The 16,489-nt window shown below is 71.2% G+C and carries 15 protein-coding genes; 12 read left to right on the top strand and 3 right to left on the bottom strand.

Going from position 1 to position 16,489, the window contains the following annotated elements; all coding sequences use genetic code 11:
* The first annotated feature begins 67 nt into the window (after positions 1-67).
* The 8 genes from C1N74_RS11195 to C1N74_RS11160 are packed head-to-tail and all read left to right on the top strand — an operon-like array spanning position 68 to position 7,335.
* Positions 68-1,252, top strand: coding sequence for a Gfo/Idh/MocA family protein (locus C1N74_RS11195; RefSeq protein WP_064955077.1), 1,185 nt, complete (start codon positions 68-70; stop codon positions 1,250-1,252).
* Positions 1,249-1,956 (top strand): ThuA domain-containing protein, encoded by a 708-nt coding sequence (locus tag C1N74_RS11190; protein WP_023955099.1) that lies wholly within the window; start codon positions 1,249-1,251, stop codon positions 1,954-1,956. The genes C1N74_RS11195 and C1N74_RS11190 overlap by 4 nt, the downstream gene beginning before the upstream one ends.
* Entirely contained in the window at positions 1,929-3,023 is a 1,095-nt protein-coding gene (locus C1N74_RS11185; RefSeq protein ID WP_023955097.1) for a Gfo/Idh/MocA family protein, read from the top strand. Before C1N74_RS11190 ends, C1N74_RS11185 begins: the two co-directional genes overlap by 28 nt.
* Positions 3,020-4,537 (top strand): alpha-N-arabinofuranosidase, encoded by a 1,518-nt coding sequence (locus C1N74_RS11180; protein WP_023955095.1) that lies wholly within the window; start codon positions 3,020-3,022, stop codon positions 4,535-4,537. The genes C1N74_RS11185 and C1N74_RS11180 overlap by 4 nt, the downstream gene beginning before the upstream one ends.
* 42 nt (positions 4,538-4,579) lie before the next feature.
* A complete protein-coding gene (gene truB, locus C1N74_RS11175; protein ID WP_137750542.1) occupies positions 4,580-5,515 on the top strand; it encodes a tRNA pseudouridine(55) synthase TruB in 936 nt (311 codons plus the stop codon).
* Entirely contained in the window at positions 5,512-5,880 is a 369-nt protein-coding gene (locus C1N74_RS11170; protein ID WP_023955091.1) for a hypothetical protein, read from the top strand. The genes truB and C1N74_RS11170 overlap by 4 nt, the downstream gene beginning before the upstream one ends.
* A gap of 55 nt (positions 5,881-5,935) precedes the next feature.
* Positions 5,936-6,367, top strand: coding sequence for a hypothetical protein (locus tag C1N74_RS11165; RefSeq protein ID WP_023955089.1), 432 nt, complete (start codon positions 5,936-5,938; stop codon positions 6,365-6,367).
* Positions 6,364-7,335, top strand: a complete 972-nt coding sequence (locus C1N74_RS11160) for a bifunctional riboflavin kinase/FAD synthetase (protein WP_064955106.1) — start codon at positions 6,364-6,366, stop codon at positions 7,333-7,335. Before C1N74_RS11165 ends, C1N74_RS11160 begins: the two co-directional genes overlap by 4 nt.
* A gap of 42 nt (positions 7,336-7,377) precedes the next feature.
* Here C1N74_RS11160 and deoC read toward each other — a convergent pair whose 3' ends face one another.
* Positions 7,378-8,094 carry a deoxyribose-phosphate aldolase gene (gene deoC, locus C1N74_RS11155; RefSeq protein WP_023955085.1) on the bottom strand — a complete coding sequence of 239 codons (717 nt, stop codon included), beginning with the start codon at positions 8,092-8,094 and terminating at the stop codon, positions 7,378-7,380.
* A 92-nt stretch (positions 8,095-8,186) separates the two neighbouring features.
* Between deoC and C1N74_RS11150 the strand changes: the two genes are divergently transcribed.
* From C1N74_RS11150 to C1N74_RS11140, 3 genes are all read left to right on the top strand, one after another.
* Positions 8,187-8,399, top strand: coding sequence for a heavy-metal-associated domain-containing protein (locus C1N74_RS11150; protein WP_023955083.1), 213 nt, complete (start codon positions 8,187-8,189; stop codon positions 8,397-8,399).
* Positions 8,399-10,717: a cation-translocating P-type ATPase gene (locus C1N74_RS11145; RefSeq protein WP_137750541.1), complete on the top strand. Its 2,319-nt coding sequence runs from the start codon at positions 8,399-8,401 to the stop codon at positions 10,715-10,717. Before C1N74_RS11150 ends, C1N74_RS11145 begins: the two co-directional genes overlap by 1 nt.
* 231 nt (positions 10,718-10,948) lie before the next feature.
* The gene (locus tag C1N74_RS11140; protein ID WP_103842284.1) at positions 10,949-13,102 is read left to right on the top strand and encodes a DEAD/DEAH box helicase; all 2,154 of its coding nucleotides are present in this window, start codon (positions 10,949-10,951) and stop codon (positions 13,100-13,102) included.
* A gap of 59 nt (positions 13,103-13,161) precedes the next feature.
* Here C1N74_RS11140 and C1N74_RS11135 read toward each other — a convergent pair whose 3' ends face one another.
* Positions 13,162-13,701, bottom strand: coding sequence for a hypothetical protein (locus tag C1N74_RS11135; protein WP_137750540.1), 540 nt, complete (start codon positions 13,699-13,701; stop codon positions 13,162-13,164).
* A 184-nt stretch (positions 13,702-13,885) separates the two neighbouring features.
* On the opposite strand from C1N74_RS11135, the gene C1N74_RS11130 reads away from it, so the two are divergent.
* Positions 13,886-14,914 (top strand): 6-phosphofructokinase, encoded by a 1,029-nt coding sequence (locus C1N74_RS11130; RefSeq protein ID WP_023955073.1) that lies wholly within the window; start codon positions 13,886-13,888, stop codon positions 14,912-14,914.
* A gap of 81 nt (positions 14,915-14,995) precedes the next feature.
* Here C1N74_RS11130 and C1N74_RS11125 read toward each other — a convergent pair whose 3' ends face one another.
* A complete protein-coding gene (locus C1N74_RS11125; protein WP_023955070.1) occupies positions 14,996-16,387 on the bottom strand; it encodes a threonine/serine exporter ThrE family protein in 1,392 nt (463 codons plus the stop codon).
* Between the last annotated feature and the right edge of the window lie 102 nt (positions 16,388-16,489).

The raw sequence follows: 16,489 nt of genomic DNA, 5'->3' as shown, positions 1-16,489 counted from the left end.
CGGCCGCGTCGAGAGGCTGTGACATCGTGGTCCGCGATCACACGCACCGGTGCGGAGGGAGACGAGGATGTCGAGACGATTGCGCATCGCGATCATCGGAACCGGGTTCATGGGACGGATGCACGCGCACGCCTGGCGCACTGCTCCGCGCTTCTTCGATCTGCCGTTCGAGCCCGAGGTCGTCGTGCTCGCGGGCAGCGATGCGCAGCGTGCGTCCGATGCCGCGTCGCGGTTCGGCATCGCCGAGTCGAGCGACGACTGGCGCGCCGTCATCGCACGCGACGACATCGACGCCGTCGACATCTGCACCCCCGGCGACACCCACGCCGAGATCGCGCTCGCCGCCCTCGACGCCGGCCGTCACGTCCTGTGCGAGAAGCCGCTGGCCAATGACGTCGCCGACGCCGACCGGATGACGGATGCCGCCGCCGCGGCGGCATCCCGCGGCGTCGTCGCGATGTGCGGGTTCAGCTACCGCCGCACGCCCGCCCTCGCTCTGGCGCGGCGCCTGATCGAGGAGGGCCGCGTCGGCCGCATCCGGCACGTCCGCGCCCAGTACCTGCAGGACTGGCTCACCGATCCGGAGGCTCCGTTCACGTGGCGCCTCGATCGTGACCGCGCGGGATCGGGCGCTCTCGGCGACATCGGAGCGCACAGCATCGATGCGGCCCAATGGCTCACGGGATCGCGCATCACGAGCGTCTCGGGCACGCTCCGCACCTTCGTCGACGAGCGTCCCGTCCTCGACGAGCGCGTCGGGCTCGGCGGCCGGGCCGGAGCCGGGGCCGGGGCCGAGCGCGTCACCGTCGACGACGCCGCGGCGTTCACGGCATCCTTCTCCGACGGCGCTCTCGGCGTCTTCGAGGCGACGCGCATGGCCACGGGCCACCGCAACGCCAACCGCATCGAGATCAGCGGCGACCGCGGGGCGGTCGCCTTCGACTTCTCGCACCTCAACGACCTGCTCTTCGCCGACGCGACACTCCCCGCCGGCGAGCAGGGCTTCCGGCGCATCGACGCGACCGAGCCCGAGCACCCCTACGCGGGAGCCTGGTGGCCAGCGGGGCACGGGCTCGGCTACGAGCACCTGTTCACGCATCAGAGCGTCGACTTCGTCCGCGCCGTCGCCGGTGAGATCGACGCGCATCCGTCGTTCGCCGAGGCCGCCGGGGTGCAGCGCGTGCTCGCGGCGGTCGAGGAGAGCGCGGCATCCGACAGCAGAAGCATCCGAGTGGAAGGGGTCAGCTCATGACCGCGAGACAGGCGCTCATCGTCCGAGGCGGCTGGGAGGGGCACAAGCCCGTCGAGGCCACCAACCTCTTCGTCCCGTTCCTCGAGGAGAACGGCTTCGAGGTCCGCATCGAAGAGGACAACGAGGTCTACACCGACCGGGAGACGATGGAGCGCACCGATCTGATCGTGCAATCGGTGACGATGTCGAAGATCTCGCGCGAGGCCTTCGCGGGCCTCCGCGACGCGGTCGAGCGTGGAACAGGACTCGCGGGCTGGCACGGCGGCATCGCCGACTCGTACCGCGACAACTCCGACTACCTGCAGCTCATCGGCGGGCAGTTCGCGACGCATCCCGCGAAGCACCCCGATGCCCGGGTCGGCGACGAGACCGATAACTACCTCTGCTACACCGTCGACCTCACCGACGCGGGGCGCCGGTCGCAGATCATGGCCGGTCTCGAGGACTTCACGCTGCGCACGGAGCAGTACTGGGTGCTCTGCGACGACCTCAACGACGTTCTCGCGACGACGACGCACCCCGTGCAGCCGTACCACCCGTGGCACCGCCCCATCACCTCGCCCGCCGTCTGGACGCGCGAGTGGGGACAGGGGCGCATCTTCGTCGCGACGCCGGGGCACAGTCTCGTCGTCCTGCGCGACGTCAACGTCCGCACCATTATCGAGAGGGGGATGCTGTGGGCGAGCCGCACGGCATCGGTGTAGTCGGCCTCGGGGTCATCTCGGGCCAGTATCTGGAGACGCTGGGCGAACACCCCGCCGTCCGTATCGCGGCGACGGCCGACCTCGACGCCGACCGCGCCCGGTCGGTCGCCGAGCGGTTCCCGGGGGCGCGGGCGCTGTCGGTCGCCGAGCTCGTCGCCGACCCGGCGGTGCAGACCGTGGTGAACCTGACGATCCCCGCCGCCCACGGCGAGGTCGCGCGCGCCGCACTCGCCGCGGGCAAGAACGTCTACGGCGAGAAGCCGCTGGCCGCGACCTTCGACGAGGCGCTCGGGGTCATGGCCGGCGCGAACGGTGCCTGGGTCGGCGGGGCTCCCGACACCGTGCTGGGGTCGGGGGTGCAGACCGCGCGCGCGGTCGTCGACGCCGGTGAGATCGGCCGGCCGGTCGCGGCGGTCGCGACGTGGCTGTCGTCGGGACACGAGGCCTGGCACCCGCATCCCGACTTCTACTATCGCGAAGGCGGCGGACCGCTCTACGACATGGGGCCCTACTACCTCACGGCCCTGTTCCATCTGCTGGGGCCCGTCGTGCGCGTATCGGGCGCGTCATCGCGGTCCCGCGACGAGCGCACGATCGGTTCCGGTCCGCGCGCGGGGGAGCGCATCCCCGTCGAGATCGACACGCATGTCACCGGCGTGCTCGAGCACGCCGGCGGTGCCCTGTCGACGGTGACTTTCAGCTTCGACGCCGCCGCGACCCATGCCGCACCGATCGAGGTGCACGGCGAGAGCGCTTCGCTGACCCTGCCCGACCCCAACTTCTTCGACGGCGAGGTGACCATGCGCCGGCCGCGGGCAGCGGAGTGGACCGCGATCGCACCGCGCGCCGGCTACCGAGGCGCGGGCCGCGGCATTGGGGTTCTCGACGTCGTGCGCGGCGGCGCCGGCGCGGGGCGTGCGAGCGGCGAGGTCGCCCTGCACGTCCTGGAGATCATGAGCGCTCTCACCCGGTCGGCGCGAGAGGGCCGCCGCATCACCCTGACCACGACCGCGGAGCGTCCTCCGCTGGTCCCGCTCACCGAGCACGAGCACTGGAGAACCACATGACCTCGTCCGCACGTGCGGTCATCGACCTCGACGTCGTCGGCGATCGCATCAGCCGACACATCTACGGGCACTTCGCCGAGCACCTCGGGCGCTGCATCTACGACGGCTTCTGGGTCGGCGAGAATTCGTCGATCCCCAATATCCGCGGCATCCGCACCGACATCGTCGATGCCCTCCGCGCGCTCGACATCCCGAACCTGCGCTGGCCCGGCGGATGCTTCGCCGACACGTATCACTGGCGCGACGGGATCGGTCCGCGCGAGCAGCGTCCGAAGATCGCGAACACGAACTGGGGCGACGTCGTCGAGAGCAACCACTTCGGAACCCACGAGTTCATGGATCTGTGCGACCTGCTCGGTACCGAGGCGTACGTCAACGGCAACGTCGGCAGTGGCACGGTGCAGGAGATGTCGGAGTGGGTCGAATACCTCACGCGTGACGACGACAGCCCGATGGCGCGGCTGCGCCGTGAGAACGGTCGCGACGAGCCGTGGCGTGTGCCGTTCTGGGGCATCGGCAACGAGCCCTGGGGGTGCGGCGGCAACCTGTCTCCCGAGTTCTACGCGGAAGAAGCACGGCGGTACGCGACCTATTGCCATGATCACGGCGAGAACCGGCTGACGCTCATCGCTGCCGGCGCCAACGAGGATGACTTCGAGTGGACGCGGGTGCTCGTGAAGACACTCGTCGAGTCGCACGCCGCGAACCTGTACGACAAGCATCCGTACCAGGCGATCTCGTTCCACTACTACACGCACACCGGATCGGGCATCAATCGCGAGGACGCGACGACGTTCACCGACGAGCAGTTCTACGACACGATGGCGTACGCTCGCGACTTCGAGCGCGTCGTCCGCGGACACGTCGCGGTCATGGACTCGTACGACCCCGAGAACCGGGTGAGCCTCGTCTGCGACGAGTGGGGCACGTGGTGGAACGCCGAGAAGGGGACCAACCCGGGGTTCCTGTTCCAGCAGAACACGATTCGCGACGCCCTCGTCGCCGGCATCCATTTCGATATCTTCCACCGCTACGCGCGGCGCATCTCGATGGCCAACATCGCCCAGACGGTGAATGTCTTGCAGGCGATGATCCTCACCGACGGTGACAAGCTCGTCCTCACCCCGACGTATCACGTGTTCGAGATGAACAAGGGGCACCAGGACGCCCGTGCGCTCGCCGCCCACGTGCTCGACGCGCCCGCGACGACGGCGCGCGGGGGAGAGCTGCCGCTGGTGTCGATGTCGGCCTCGACGAAGGAGGGGGCGGCGCTCATCTCGCTCACCCACCTCTCGACGGACGACGAGTGCGAGGTGCGCATCGACCTCCGCGGCCGCGGCGCGCGCGTCACGCGTGCCCGTGTGCTGGGGGCGGACAGCGCGACGACGTACAACGACGCCGACGTGCCCGACCGTGTCGAGCCGCGGCCCCTCACGACCGCCTTCGAGGGCGGTGAGCTCGTCGTGACGATGCCGCCGCATTCCTTCGCGACCGTGGAGCTGGCGCTGGACTGACCGCGTCCGGGGCCGGCGGGGTGCCGCCGTAGGCTGGGAGGCATGCCCGAAACCGCGCTCCGCGGCATCCTGCTCGTCGACAAGGCGGGCGGGATGACCAGTCATGACGTCGTCGCCCGTGCCCGCCGAGCCCTCGGCACCCGCAAGATCGGTCATGCCGGAACGCTGGACCCGATGGCGACGGGGTTGCTCGTCCTCGGTGTGGGGCCGGCGACTCGCCTGCTGACCTACATCGTGGGGCTCGACAAGACGTACGAGGCGACCATTCGCCTCGGCGTCTCGACCGATTCCGACGACGCAGACGGCACCGTGACGGACCATGCGACGAACGAGGCACTCGCCGCGGTCGACCGCGGCGGCATCGATCGCGGCATCGCGGCGCTCACCGGCGAGATCGACCAGGTGCCCAGCCGGGTGTCGGCGATCAAGGTCGGCGGCAAGCGGGCGTACGACCTCGCGCGCGCGGGCGAAGAAGTCGAGCTGAAGCCACGTCGCGTCACCGTCTCGCGCTTCGACGTGCGCGACGTGCGCGAGGTCGCGCTCGAGGCCGACCCCGGCGCCGCCGAGGGGGGACCATCCCGCGCCGTCGACGTCGATGTCGTCGTCGACTGCACGAGCGGCACGTACATCCGGGCGCTGGCTCGCGATCTCGGTGCCGACCTCGGCGTCGGGGGACACCTCACGGCCCTGCGCCGCACCCGCATCGGACCGTTCGCGGTCTCGGATGCCGCGACCGAGATCGCCCCCGACACGCAGCTGCTGCGCGACGCGGATGTCGCGGCCGCGGTGCTCGGCGCCTTCGACGTGAGCGCCGAGGAGGCGCGCGACCTGCGCCACGGCAAGCGACTCCTCGGAGCGGCGGCGCGCCTGTCGGCGCCGCATCCGGCGGCCATCGATCCCAACGGACGACTCGTCGGCATCGTCGAGCGTCGCGGTGCCGACGTCAAGAGCCTCATGAACATGGCGGAGGACGCATGATCACGGTCTTCACCATCGTGCAGGTGGCGGTGGCGGTCGCCGCGGGCCTGCTCTGCACCGTCCTCGGCCTCGCCAACCGCCGCCCGAGCGATCTCTCGGTCGGGTCGCTCGCTCTCGTCGAGGTGCTCCTGATCGCGCAGGTCGTCGTCGCGATCATCGCGCCGCTCGCGGGGAACGCCCCGTCGGGGAGTCTCCTGGAGTTCTGGGTGTATCTCGTCTCCGCCGTGCTGCTGCCGCCCGCTGCCGTGTTCTGGGCGCTCGTCGAACGCAGTCGCTGGAGCACCGTCATCCTCGGGGTGGCCGCACTGTCGGTCGCGATCATGGTCTGGCGGATGCAGGTGATCTGGACGGTTCAGGTCGTCTGAAGCCGCCCGCGTGCCACCTATCATTGGTGAGGTCATGGATCATCCCCGCCCTCGAATGACCGGCATCGGCCGCGTTCTGGTGGTCGTGTACGCCGTCATGGCGCTCGCCGCGACGGGACGCTCGTTCGTCCAGATCGTGGAGGACTTCTCGAACGCACCGCTGGCGTACTCGCTGTCGGCGGCCGCGGCCCTCGTGTACGTGCTCGCCACCGTCGCACTGGTGAAGTCCGGGTCGCGCACCTGGTACGCGATCGCGTGGGTCGCGATCTGCTTCGAGCTGGTGGGTGTCCTCGTCGTCGGCACGCTCAGCCTCGTGCTTCCCGACCTGTTCTCGCACGACGCGACCGTCTGGTCGGGCTACGGCTTCGGCTACTTCTGGGTTCCGCTCGCCCTGCCGTTCGTGGGCATCTGGTGGCTCGTGTCGCACCGCAACGGCGCTGAGGACAGCCGCGAGCGTCCGGCCGTCCTGGAGGGATCGTCATGGTGACCGTCTATCGAGACCCCGCCGAGGTTCCCGCAGACTTCGGCCCGAGCGTCGTGGCCATCGGCAAGTTCGACGGCGTGCACTCGGGGCACCGGGCGGTCATCGACCGGGCCCGGGTCGATGCCGCCGCGCGCGGCGCGCGCGTCGTCGCGGTCACCTTCGACCGCAACCCGCTGAGCCTGCTGCGTCCGGAGCTGTGCCCCGAGCCGCTCGTCGCGCTCGATCAGAAGATCGGCCTCCTCGCGGCGGCGGGGGTGGATGCCGTCCTCGTGCTGCGATTCGACGCGGAGCTCGCCGCGCTCTCGGCACGCGACTTCGTCGAGAGCATCCTCGTTCGCGCGCTCGGCGCCGTCGGGGTCCTCGTCGGCGACGACTTCCGGTTCGGTCGCGGCGGCGAGGGTGATCCCGAGGTACTCGCCGCACTCGGGCGCGAGCACGGGTTCGACGTCGACGTCGTCACGGACGTCCGTGCCCGCGACGCCGGACGGCGCGTCTCATCGACCTGGGTGCGCGATCTGCTCGCGGCCGGCGACGTCGCGGGGGCCGCCCGCCTGCTCGGCCGCCCTCACGCGGTCGAGGCCGAGGTCGTGCACGGACTCAAGCGCGGGCGCGAGCTCGGATACCCGACCGCGAACCTCGCGACCGATGCCGCGGGGTTCATCCCGGCCGATGGCGTGTACGCCGGATGGCTCATCGACCTCGGGATGCCCGGTGCCGACGGGATGCTGCCGGCAAGCGTCATCCGTTATCCGGCGGCGATCTCGGTGGGCACGAACCCCACGTTCGACGACGTCCCGCAGCGGCAGGTCGAGGCCTATGTGCTCGACGAGACCGACCTCGACCTCTACGGTCACCGCGTCGAGGTCCGTTTCACGGCCCGCATCCGCGGGATGGTGGCCTTCGCGGGCATTCCGGCGCTCATCGAGCAGATGGACGACGACGTCGTCCGGGTGCGCGAGGCCCTCGCCTGAGGCCGGCGCCTCGCGCACCGGAGCGGGCCGCGGCCCGCGTGGTCAGTACGACGACTCGTCGACGGCGCCGGTGGCCTCGCCGCCGGCCTCGAGCCGGCGCGCCTCGCCGAGGATCGTCGCGCTGCCGCTCGTGCCGAGGCGCGTGGCGCCCGCGTCGAGCATGGCGACCGCGTCGGCGAAGCTGCGCACGCCGCCGGAGGCCTTGACCTGAACGGCCTCGCCGACGTTCTCGCGCATCAGGCGGACGTGGGGCACGGTGGCGCCGCCCCCGGCGAAGCCGGTCGAGGTCTTGACGAAGTCGGCTCCGCCGGCCTCGGTCAGGCGGCTGCCGCGGGCGATCTGCTCGTCGTCGAGCAGGCTGGTCTCGAGGATCACCTTGACGATCTTGCCCTCGGCTGCCTCGACCACGGCACGGATGTCGTCGACGACGACGTCGTCGAAGCCCGAACGCAGCGCGGCGATGTTGACGACCATGTCGAACTCGGAGGCACCGTCGGCGGCGGCCTGACGGACCTCGGCGACCTTCGCCGCCGTGGACGTCGTGCCGTGCGGGAAGCCGATGACCGTGCCGACGGCGACGCCGGTGCCGTCGAGTCGCGCGACGGCGTGCGCGATGTCGGAGGGGCGCACGCACACCGAGAAGACCCGCCATTCGGCGGCGATGTCGAGCTCGGCGTCGACCTGCTCGCGGGTCAGCTCGGGCTTGAGGATGGCGTGGTCGAGGGTCGCGGCGAGCTCGCGCTCGGAGATCGTGGACATGGTTTCAGCGTACGCCGTTCGGATGTCCAGGCATCGACGGGAATACCCCTAGGGGGTATCCTGTTGGCGTCCTCGAACGAAGAAGGAGCATCATGACGACTCAGACCTACACCGTCGAAGGCATGACCTGCGGGCACTGCGCCGCAGCGGTGACCCGCGAGCTCGGGCTCGTTCCGGGTGTCTCCGACGTCGCCGTCGACGTCGACGCCGGCACCGTCGCGGTCACGGCCGTGCAGCCGCCCGACGACGACGTCGTCTCGGCCGCTGTGGCCGAGGCCGGTTACACCGTCACCGGACGACGCTGATGAGCGCGGACACCGCCGGGCGGGAGAGCAGCCACGCCGTCCTCGACATCGAGGGGATGACGTGCGCGAGCTGTGTCGCCCGGGTCGAGAAGCGGCTGCAGCGCCTGGACGGTGTCCACGCGACGGTGAACCTCGCGACCGAATCCGCGCGCGTGGAGCATCCCGCCGCGGTCTCGGTCGACGACCTGGTCCAGGCCGTCGGTGAAGCGGGGTACAGCGCTCGGGTCCGCGCGCCGCGGGGGCGCCCGCAGGCGCACCCCTCGGGCGCGCACGACGCACCCGAGGAGCACGACGACCACGGCGCAGCGCACGACCACGGGGCGGGTCACCAGCACGACGTCGAGGACGTGCCGTGCCGGACCACCCTGCGCACCCGGCTGATCTGGGGCATCGTGCTCGCGGCGCCCGTCGTGGTGCTCGGCATGGTGCCGGCATGGCAGTTCCCCGGATGGCAGTGGGTGTCGCTCGTCCTCACCGCGCCGGTGGTGTTCTGGGCCGGCTGGCCCTTCCACCGCGCGACGTTCGCCAACGCGCGCCACGGCGCCCTGACGATGGACACCCTCGTCACGCTCGGCACCTTCGCCGCTTTCGCCTGGAGCCTGTGGGCGGTGCTGTTCGGATCTGCCGGCCGCATCGGCATCCGTCACGATGTCGTCCTCTTCGGCCCCGTGCACGATCCGACGTCGCTCGTCTACTTCGAGGTCGCCGCGGCCGTCACCGTGCTCATCCTGCTCGGCCGCTACATCGAGCAGCGCTCGCGGCGACGCGCGGGAGCCGCCCTGCGCTCCCTGCTCGAGCTGGGGGCCACCGACGTCGAGCTCTCGGACGGTCGCCGCGTCGGCATCGAGGCGCTCCGCGTGGGCGGCGAGTTCGTGGTGCGCCCCGGCGAGAAGATCGCGACCGACGGCGTCGTCGTCGACGGCGCGGCCGCCGTCGACGAGAGCATGCTCACGGGCGAGTCGGTACCCGTCGACGTCGGCCCCGGTTCCGAGGTGACCGGCGGGACGATCGCCTCGGGCGGCCGCCTGCGCGTGCGCGCCACGTCGGTCGGCGACGAGACCCGTCTTGCTCACCTGGCGCGTCTGGTGGACGAGGCCCAGTCGGGCAAGAGCCGTGTGCAGCGACTCGCCGACCGCGTCTCCGCGGTGTTCGTCCCCGTCGTCATCGTCGTGGCCGTGCTGACCCTGGTCGGATGGATCATCGCCGGTGCGCCCGTGGCCTCGGGCTTCACGGCCGCCGTCGCCGTCCTCATCATCGCCTGCCCCTGCGCGCTCGGTCTCGCCACGCCCATCGCCGTTCTCGTCGGCACCGGTCGCGGTGCCGAGCTCGGGATCCTCATCACCGGACCCGAGGCCCTCGAAGCGGCCGAGCGCATCGATGTCGTGCTCATGGACAAGACCGGCACCCTCACCGAGGGGCGGATGTCGGTGGCCTCCGTCGTCACCGCGGGCGGGATCGACGGCGACGAGGCGTTGCGCGCGGCCGGCGCCGTCGAGTCGGCCTCCGAGCACCCGATCGCCCGCGCGATCGTCGCGGCAGCGGGCGCCGTTCCTCCGGTGACTGACTTCACCGGGGTTCCCGGCGGCGGCGTCAGCGGGTCCGTCGAGGGGCGCGAGGTCACCGCAGGGAGCGTCGCCTTCGTCGCCCAGCGCCTGGGCGCGCTGAGTGCCGAGCTCGATGCGGCGGCGCGCGAGGCCGCTGCATCCGGAGCGTCCGTCGTCGCCGTCGGCTGGGACGGCGCCGCCCGAGCGGTCATCGCGGTCGCCGACCGTGTCCGCCACGACGCCCGCGAAGCCGTGACGCGGCTGCACCGCACGGGAGCCTCGGTTGTCCTGGTGACCGGAGACAACGCCGGGGCCGCGGCAGCGGTCGCCAGCGAGCTCGGCATCGACGAGGTCGTCGCCGATGTGCGCCCGGAGGGCAAGCTGGACGAGGTGCGACGTCGCCAGGCCGCGGGGGAGCGCGTCGCCATGGTCGGCGACGGCGTCAACGACGCGGCCGCCCTCGCCGCCGCCGACCTCGGCATCGCGATGGGCGGCGGCACGGACGCCGCCAAGCACGCCAGTGACATCACGCTCACCGCAGGCAGCCCCCGGGCGGTGGCCGAGGCGATCGAACTCAGCCGTCGTACCCTCGGCATCATCCGCGGGAACCTCTTCTGGGCGTTCGCGTACAACGTCGCCGCCGTCCCGCTCGCCGTCGCCGGCCTGCTCAACCCGATGGTCGCCGCGGCCGCCATGGCGTTCTCGAGCGTCTTCGTCGTGCTCAACAGCCTGCGGCTGCGATCGGCGCTGCGACCCGCGCGCCGGAGCGCGTAGCCGCCCCGGCTGACCGGCGCGCCCCGCGCCCACCTCGCGGGCCGCGCCGGTCGTGGCATAGAATGGTTGCCGGGGACATCGTCGGGTTCGACGCCGCAGCTCGCTGAAGCGAGTGCCCGCGGCCGGCCGGCGCGATTCGCCCTTCGCTCGCATGACGCTTCGGCGTCCGTTCGAGCGGCACCCGTACGTTTCCGTCACGACGGAACTCCGGCACTCAGGCTCAGGAGGAGCATGCCGACCATGGCCACCGCCGCAGCGACCGCCAACCGCCGACGGAAGTCTTCGTCCGCCCGACGCGACGACGACGCCCCGCTCATCCCGATCCTCGCCCGCAAGGTGCGCGAGGTCGAGGCGAAGGCGCAGCGAGGCAAGCTCGGACCGACCAATCGCGTGAAGTTCCAGGTCATCGCCTTCCTGGTGCGCGAAGAGCGTGCGCGGGTGAAGGCAGACGAGAACGTCTCCGCCGCCGCCCGCGCAGAGCTGCTCAAGCGGCTCGACGGCGTCGCCACCATCCTCGCCAAGACCGCGGCGCGAGACACATCCCTCATCCAGCTGCTCGAGGTCGACCAGGCGACATCGCCGGTCGCCAAGCGGATGCGGCGCGACTGGCTGCTCGAGTCAGGCGCCGAGCTGCCCGAGGACGAGCTGATCATCACCGACGTCGTCCCGGTGCAGGCCCCCGTCGTGCCTCCGGCCCTCGCCGACCGGCAGGTCACGCCTCCGCAGGTCGTCGCTCGCCGCGAGGCCAACCCGTTCCTCGCACCCGATCCCGACCTGCACGCCCCGCACGACACACCGCGTCGTCGGCTCGACGGCTGGGAGCTGATGGGGCCGCTCTACAAGGCGTTCGAGTCCGGCGCAGGCGGGGCGGCTGCCTCGATGGACCTTCCTCCCGTGCCCGAGTTCGATCGTCTGTCGCCCAAGGGCCTCGAGATCATGCCGCACCAGTCGCGGTTCCTCGAGTCGGTGCGAGCCGGTCACCGCTCGTTCCTGCTCGCCGACGAGCCGGGTCTGGGAAAGACGGCGCAGTCGGTGCTCGCGGCATCCGTCGCCGGTGCCTATCCGCTGCTGGCCGTCGTGCCGAACGTCGTCAAGATGAACTGGGCCCGCGAGGTCGAGCGCTGGACGCCCCAGCGCCGCGCGACCGTGATCTCGGGCGACGGCGACCAGATCGACGCGTTCGCCGACGTCTTCATCGTCAATTACGAGGTGCTCGACCGTCACCTCTCGTGGCTCGGATCGATCGGCCTGCGCGGCATGGTCGTGGACGAGGCGCACTTCATCAAGAACCTCAGCTCGCAGCGTTCGCAGAACGTGCTCGCCCTCGCGGGCCGCATCCGCGAGCAGGTGCGCGACCCGCTCATGCTCGCGCTGACGGGAACGCCGCTGATCAACGACGTCGAGGACTTCGACGCGATCTGGCGGTTCCTCGGCTGGACCAACGGCGAGAAGCCGGGGCCTGCGCTCATGGAGCGTCTGGACGAGACCGGCCTCACGCCGGCCGACAAGGCGTTCTATCCCGCTGCTCGCGACGCCGTCATCTCGATGGGCATCGTGCGCCGGAAGAAGAAGGACGTCGCCGCCGACCTTCCCGACAAGCTGATCGCCGACCTGCCCGTGCAGCTCGACGACGAGTACGGCCGGTCGATCCGCCAGGCCGAGCACGAGCTCGGCGAGCGTCTGGCCGCCCGGTACCGTCGCATCATCGAGGCGCGCGGCGACCGCGTGCTCGTCGGCGAAGCCGACTCCGACATCGTGCGCCTCGTCGCGACGCAGGAGCTCGAGGAATCGAAGGCCGCCGGTGCCGGCGCGGAGAACGTCTTCACGATGGTCCGCCGCATCGGCCAGGCCAAGGCCGTGCTCGCCGCCGACTACGCCGCTCAGCTGCAGCGGTCGGTGGGTAAAGTCGTGTTCTTCGCCAAGCACATCGACGTCATGGACGCCGCGGAGGCCCACTTCGCGGCCGCCGGGCTGCGGACCGTCTCGCTGCGCGGCGATCAGAGCGCGACCGCCCGCCAGGACGCCATCGACGCCTTCAACAACGACCCGGATGTCGCCATCGCGGTGTGCTCGCTGACGGCGGCAGGTGTCGGCGTGAACATGCAGGCCGCCTCCAACGTCGTCCTCGCCGAGCTGTCGTGGACCGCAGCCGAGCAGACGCAGGCGATCGACCGCGTGCACCGGATCGGTCAGGAGGAGCCGGTCACCGCCTGGCGGATCATCGCCGCCCACACGATCGACACGAAGATCGCCGAGCTGATCGACTCGAAGCAGGGCCTCGCCGCCCGCGCGCTCGACGGAGAGGCCGTGGACCCGACCTCGAGCGACTCGGTGCAGCTGTCGGCCCTCATGCACCTGCTCCGCCAGGCGCTCGGCGCCGACTGAGCAGCGTTCTTCGGCGACGGCCGGGCCCGGTCATCGAACCGGCGCCCGGCCGTCGTTCGTCAGGGCGCCGCGGGATAGGTCTTCGCGACCGACCAGAACTCGTCCGACGGGCGGATGAAGCGGTAGTCGAAGGTCGACCCGTCGACGAAAGTAAAACGGACCACGACGGCGCCGCCCTGAGCGCGCTCGCCGGTGTCGGTGATCGACCCCACCGCCGTTCGCGCGACGCTCTGCACGAGCTCCGCCGGCGGGTGGGTCCCCGACATGCCGAAATCCCACCACGTGACGCGGCGCTCGCCCAGCGCGAGGATGCGGAGGGCGGCGTCGCGCGACAGGTCCGCGGCGATCGAGCCCGCGTCGCCCGAGACATGACGGGCTCCCGCGATCGTGTTCTGCGCCGCCGAGAGGGCGGCGTTGCCGATGACGCCCTCCACGGACATCACGCCCGCTGTGCCGCCGCGGGTATAGGCGGCGGGGAAGCACCGGGCATGGGCGAGGACGACGTCGGAAGCGTCGTCGGTGGCCGCGGCGATCTCGGCGACGTAGTCGGGTTCGGCGCCTCCGAAGGCCGCCGCGAGGCGGTCGATGATTCTGCGCATCATCCGATCGTGTCGCAGCCGCAGCTTCCGTGCCAAGCTCGTTCGAGCAGGCTGTCGGATGCGCGCGCCCCGGCTGGGCGAGTTCTCCCGGTGGCTCGCCTGGCAGCACCCGCGCCGCGACGATAGTCTCGACCTGAGGCAGCGTCGCCACACTCCACCTTGAGCAACAACGAAGGATCTCCCCATGAAGATCGGCATCCTCACCAGCGGCGGCGACTGCCCCGGACTCAACGCTGTCATCCGAGGCGTCGTGCTCAAGGGCACCACCTCGTACAACATCGAGTTCGTCGGCATCCGCGACGGCTGGCGCGGCGTCGTCGACGGCGACTTCTTCCCGCTCACGCGCCACGAGGTGAAGGGGCTGTCGAAGGTCGGCGGAACGATCCTGGGCACGAGCCGCACGAACCCGTACGAGGGCCCCCGCGGCGGCGCCGAGAACATCGCGGCGACCCTCGACAAGCACCGCATCGACGGCATCATCGCCATCGGCGGCGAAGGCACGCTCGCTGCGGCCAACCGTCTCGCCAACGACGGCATCAACGTGCTCGGTGTGCCCAAGACGATCGACAACGACCTGAAGGCGACCGACTACTCGTTCGGCTTCGACACCGCCGTCAACATCGCGACCGACGCGATGGACCGGCTGCGCACGACCGGCGACTCGCACCAGCGCTGCATGGTCGCCGAGGTCATGGGCCGTCACGTCGGGTGGATCGCCCTGCACGCCGGCATCGCCGCAGGCGCCCACGTCATCTGCATCCCCGAGGTGCCGATGTCGATCGAGGAGATCACGGCCCAGGTCACCAAGGCCTTCGACCGTGGCCGCGCGCCGCTCGTCGTCGTGTCGGAGGGCTTCAAGCTCAAGGGCCAGGACGAGGCCTACAGCGACAAGGGGCTCGACGCGTTCAACCGTCCCCGCCTCGGCGGCATCAGCGAGGTACTGGCCCCCGAGATCGAGCGCCTGACCGGCATCGAGACGCGCGCCACCGTGCTCGGCCACATCCAGCGCGGCGGCTCGCCGTCCGCGTTCGACCGTGTTCTCGCGACGCGCCTCGGGCTCGCGGCGGCCGACGCGCTCGTCGACGGTGCATGGGGCCAGATGGTCTCGCTCAAGGGCACCGATATCGTCCGCGTCTCGTTCGACGAGGCCCTCGGCGAGCTGAACACCGTTCCGCTGTACCGCTACGAGGAGGCCGCCGCACTGTTCGGCTGATCTCGCGCTAGCGTCACCTCGGCCGCGTCCGCGGCAGGCTCACAGCCTGCGCGCGGCGCGGCCGTTCCGCTTCTGCCGGTGTCAGCGCACCCGTGCGCGAGCACGGATGACCGACCCCAGCGACGCGCGGAGCGGCTGACCCAGGTAGATGCCGAGCGACGCGCCTACCGCCAGGGCGATGCCGACGGTCGCTGCCGCTGCGAGCGTGCTGAACCCGGTGAGCAGGGTCGCGGGACTGTCGCCCGACTCGACGACTCCGAGGAGTCCGCGGAACACCGCGGCGCCGGGGACCATGGGCAGGATCGCCGCCGTCGTGATCGCGACGGAGGGCACGTGCAGACGATAGGCGGCCAGGATGCCGACGAGGCTGCCGACGAACGCCCCGACGCCGCTCGCCGCAGCCGTCTCGAAGCCGATCGCCGCCGCCGCCACGTAGCCGAGCCACGCGACCACGCTGAGAGCGACGCTGACGACGATGATGCGGAGCCCGGCTCCGTTGATGACGGCGACCGCAAGGGCGATCAGGCCCGCGCCGAGGAACTGCAGCGGCACGGGGCCGAGGGGCAGCGCCTCCGTCGGCGCCTCGAGGCCCAGCCCGATGACCCGGGCGGTCTCGATGCCGGCGAGGATGCCGAGCACGACGCCGAGGGTCTGGGTCACGAGCTCGAGGATGCGGCCCATGGCTGTCAACGCGAACCCGTCGATGGCGTCCTGGGCGGCACCGACCACCGTGAGGCCCGCGAGCATGAGCACGATGCCCGAGGCGACGATGACGGAGGGCCGCATGGTCATCGCGGCCTCCCACCCCGTTGCGCGCAGGAGTGGGGAGGCCGCCGCGACGATCGTGAGCACGAACGCCCCGGCGATCTGGCTGAAGAAGAACGGCACGCGCGCCCGGCCCAGCAGGAACTGCGTGACGGCCGCAGACCCGGCGGCGAGGAACGAGAGCACGATGACGAGCCAGTTCGCGCCGAACATCACCGCGACCCCGACCGCCAGCAGCGCCTGCGCCGAGACGGCGACGGGCTGGTGGTACCGGAACGGTGTGCGACGGATGCCGCGGAAGCGCAGGGCTGCGGCATCCAGGGGGAGTCCCGAGCGGATCTCGGTCACGAGCGCCTGCAATCGCTGCAGACGCGCATGGTCGGGCGCCGCGCCGCGGACCACGCGCATGAGCGTGATGGGCCGGTCCTCACCGCTGCGATGGTGCGCGACGGTGATCGAGTTGTACGTGACGTCGACGTGCACGGGGTCGAGTCCGTACACACCCGCGACCCGCACGATCGTCAGCGTCACCTCGCTCGCGGGCGAACCTGCGACGAGCATCGTCTCCCCGAGCCGGATCGCCAGATCGAGGACCCGTACGGCGAAGGCGTCGTCGATGACCGGAAGCATCTCCGTCGCCGGGCCGCCGGCCGGATCGGAGGTGTGGACGAGCGCGTTCAGCGCCGTGAAGAGCGAGCGGCGTCCCATGCCTTCCAGCCTAGGTCCGTGCGCCCGCAGCCTCGCCCCCGGGCGGGTCGTCACATGGCGCTGCGCGCATGGGACGCTCCGTAAGATGGTCCGGTGGGCGCG

This window comes from Microbacterium sp. SGAir0570, from assembly GCF_005491085.2.
GTDB lineage: Bacteria > Actinomycetota > Actinomycetes > Actinomycetales > Microbacteriaceae > Microbacterium > Microbacterium arborescens.
The sequence above is the reverse complement of the archived record's forward strand: the minus strand, read 5'-3'. Positions and strand labels throughout refer to the sequence as shown.

Bases quoted from the DNA above. Each gene is read 5' to 3' on its own strand.
- C1N74_RS11180 (WP_023955095.1), top strand. From the start codon at position 3,020: ATGACCTCGTCCGCACGTGCGGTCATCGACCTCGACGTCGTCGGCGAT.
- C1N74_RS11165 (WP_023955089.1), top strand. From the start codon at position 5,936: ATGACCGGCATCGGCCGCGTTCTGGTGGTCGTGTACGCCGTCATGGCG.
- deoC (WP_023955085.1), bottom strand. From the start codon at position 8,094: ATGTCCACGATCTCCGAGCGCGAGCTCGCCGCGACCCTCGACCACGCC.
- C1N74_RS11140 (WP_103842284.1), top strand. From the start codon at position 10,949: ATGCCGACCATGGCCACCGCCGCAGCGACCGCCAACCGCCGACGGAAG.
- C1N74_RS11125 (WP_023955070.1), bottom strand. From the start codon at position 16,387: ATGGGACGCCGCTCGCTCTTCACGGCGCTGAACGCGCTCGTCCACACC.
- C1N74_RS11190 (WP_023955099.1), top strand. From the start codon at position 1,249: ATGACCGCGAGACAGGCGCTCATCGTCCGAGGCGGCTGGGAGGGGCAC.
- C1N74_RS11195 (WP_064955077.1), top strand. From the start codon at position 68: ATGTCGAGACGATTGCGCATCGCGATCATCGGAACCGGGTTCATGGGA.
- C1N74_RS11150 (WP_023955083.1), top strand. From the start codon at position 8,187: ATGACGACTCAGACCTACACCGTCGAAGGCATGACCTGCGGGCACTGC.
- truB (WP_137750542.1), top strand. From the start codon at position 4,580: ATGCCCGAAACCGCGCTCCGCGGCATCCTGCTCGTCGACAAGGCGGGC.
- C1N74_RS11130 (WP_023955073.1), top strand. From the start codon at position 13,886: ATGAAGATCGGCATCCTCACCAGCGGCGGCGACTGCCCCGGACTCAAC.
- C1N74_RS11170 (WP_023955091.1), top strand. From the start codon at position 5,512: ATGATCACGGTCTTCACCATCGTGCAGGTGGCGGTGGCGGTCGCCGCG.
- C1N74_RS11135 (WP_137750540.1), bottom strand. From the start codon at position 13,701: ATGCGCAGAATCATCGACCGCCTCGCGGCGGCCTTCGGAGGCGCCGAA.
- C1N74_RS11145 (WP_137750541.1), top strand. From the start codon at position 8,399: ATGAGCGCGGACACCGCCGGGCGGGAGAGCAGCCACGCCGTCCTCGAC.